At 75.4% G+C, this 2,256-nt stretch carries 4 protein-coding genes; 2 read left to right on the forward strand and 2 right to left on the reverse strand.

Annotated elements, in window-relative coordinates; genetic code table 11:
- Positions 1 to 863, reverse strand: an 863-nt coding sequence (locus tag AB0I76_RS28080) for a 5'-3' exonuclease (protein ID WP_357041600.1), incomplete at its 3' end; no start/stop codon positions are given.
- Between the two features lie 66 nt (positions 864 to 929).
- Positions 930 to 1,151 (reverse strand): hypothetical protein, encoded by a 222-nt coding sequence (locus AB0I76_RS28085; protein ID WP_357041592.1) that lies wholly within the window; start codon positions 1,149 to 1,151, stop codon positions 930 to 932.
- A 156-nt stretch (positions 1,152 to 1,307) separates the two neighbouring features.
- On the opposite strand from AB0I76_RS28085, the gene AB0I76_RS28090 reads away from it, so the two are divergent.
- Entirely contained in the window at positions 1,308 to 1,691 is a 384-nt protein-coding gene (locus AB0I76_RS28090) for a VOC family protein (protein ID WP_357041595.1), read from the forward strand.
- A 48-nt stretch (positions 1,692 to 1,739) separates the two neighbouring features.
- A partial coding sequence (locus AB0I76_RS28095) for an aminopeptidase P family N-terminal domain-containing protein (RefSeq protein WP_357041597.1) occupies positions 1,740 to 2,256 on the forward strand: 517 nt, incomplete at its 3' end.

Below are 2,256 nucleotides of genomic sequence, written 5' to 3' on the forward strand. Positions count from 1 at the left end.
GCCGAGCCGGCCAGGTTCCACTCGGCGGCCAGGTCCAGCAGGCGGTCCGGGTCGGCGGGCGCGGTCGGCAGCTCGGTGGCCAGGTCCGGCAGCGGTACGTCGAGGGCCACCTTGACCACGGTCGGCGCGACGGCCAGGTAGTCCCGTGCTCCGGCGAGCTTCGCCCGCAGGCCCGGGGCGAAGCCCGAGCCGGGGTCGTCCAGCGCGGCGAGGATGCCGGCGATGTCGCCGTAGCGCTCGACGAGGCGGGCCGCGGTCTTCTCGCCCACGCCGGGCACGCCGGGCAGCCCGTCGCTGGGGTCACCGCGCAGGGCGGCGAAGTCGGCGTACCGGTCGGCCGGCACGCCGTAGCGGGTCCGGACCGCCGCGTCGTCGCAGTCCTCCAGCTTGGCCACGCCCCGCCCGACGTACAGCAGCCGGACCGGCCGGGTGTCGTCGACCAACTGGAACAGGTCGCGGTCGCCGGAGACCACCTCGACCGGGCCGGGCTGGGTGACCGAGAGGGTGCCGAGCACGTCGTCGGCCTCGTAGCCGGTCGCCCCGAGGACGGTGATGCCGATGGCGTCGAGAACCTCCAGGATCACCGGCACCTGCGGGCTCAGCGTGTCCGGTACGACCTCGCCGCCCTCCGGGGCCACCCGGTGCGCCTTGTACGACGGCAGCAGCGCGACCCGCCAGTCGGGCCGCCAGTCGTAGTCCATCGCGCAGACCATCCGGTCCGGCCGGCGGGTGCGGATGAGCTGGGCGAGCATGTCGAGGAAGCCGCGCACCGCGTTGACGGGGCTGCCGTCGGTGGCCCTGGCCGCCGACTCGGGAATGCCGAAGTAGGCCCGGAAGTAGAGGCTGGGCGCGTCGATGAGCATGATCGGGGGTCGCTGTGCCACGCCCGACAGCCTGGCACACCCCACCGACGAACGCGGGTAGGCCGTTCAGCCGCGCTCGTCGTCGGCGTACAGGGTCTCCCGTCGGGCCAGGTACTGCACCCCGTAGCTGGCGAGCAGCAGCAGGATGGCCACCACCACCTCGACCCAGGCGGCGACGCCGTCGGCGACGGTGAGACCGATGACGAGCAGCACCAGCCCGGCGAGAGCGAGGAGACCGGACCAGAGCAGCCGCTGCCGCCGCGTGTCGGCTCGGTCGTCGCCTGCCACGGTAGGTCCCTCCGTCCGGTCCGGATCTGCCCCGAGGCTATCGGCGCCCCGGTCCCGGCGGGCCGGAACCGGTCAAGGCCGCCGCGCCGACCATCGCCGCCAGGGCCGCCGCCGGCGGGGCTGCGGTACGCGGTCCCGGCGGGAAGAATCGGCCGGATGAGCACGCCCCGTCCCCACCTGCGACTGACCACGGTCAACCTGGACACCCCCGACCCGGCGGCGCTCGCCCGGTTCTACGCCCGGCTGCTGGGCTGGGAGATCGGGGTCGAGGAGGCGGACGACGTGATCCTCCGGGATCCCGACGGCGGGGTGGGCCTCTCCTTCCAGCGGGAGCGCCGGTACGTGCGGCCGACGTGGCCGGCGGAGGCGGGCCGGCAGCAGATGATGGCGCACCTGGAGATCGGGGTCGACGACCTGGCGGCGGCCCAGGCCCACGCGGTCGCCTGCGGCGCGACCGTCGCGCCGTTCCAGCCGCAGGACGACGTCCGGGTCTGCCTGGATCCGGACGGCCACCCGTTCTGCCTGTGGCTGATGTCGTGAGGCCCCGCCCCGGCCGGGGTTGAGCCGAACGAGCGTTAAGCTGAGCGGGTGGGAACCGACGAGCTGTACCCCCCGGCGCGGCTGGCTGCCGCACAGCGCGCCACCGCCGCCGCCGGCCTGGACGCCCTTCTGCTCAGCCCCGGGTCGGACCTGCGCTACCTGACCGGCTACGACGCCCACGCCGGGGAACGGCTGACCCTGCTGGTGCTGCCCGCCGAAGGGGAGCCCACGCTGATCGTGCCCACCCTGGAGCGGCCCGCCGCCGAGGCGTCCCCCGCCCCGGCCACCGGCGTCCGCATCGTCGCGCACGGCGACGGCACCGACCCGTACCCCCTCGTCACGGCCGCGCTCGGCGGTCCGGTGGGTGCGGTGGGTCTGGCCGACCGGATGTGGGCCGAGCAGGTCCTCGCGCTGCGGGCCGCGCTGCCCGGCGTCACCCAGCGGCTCGCCTCCGAGGTCCTGTGCGAGCTGCGCATCCGCAAGTCCCCGGCGGAGGTCGCCGCGCTCGCCGAGGCCGGCTCGGCGATCGACGCGGTGCACACGCGGATGGGCCAGTGGCTGCGCC

Origin of the sequence: Micromonospora sp. NPDC049799 (assembly GCF_040656655.1) — a bacterium.
Lineage (GTDB): Bacteria > Actinomycetota > Actinomycetes > Mycobacteriales > Micromonosporaceae > Micromonospora.

Bases quoted from the DNA above. Each gene is read 5' to 3' on its own strand.
- AB0I76_RS28090 (WP_357041595.1), top strand. From the start codon at position 1,308: ATGAGCACGCCCCGTCCCCACCTGCGACTGACCACGGTCAACCTGGAC.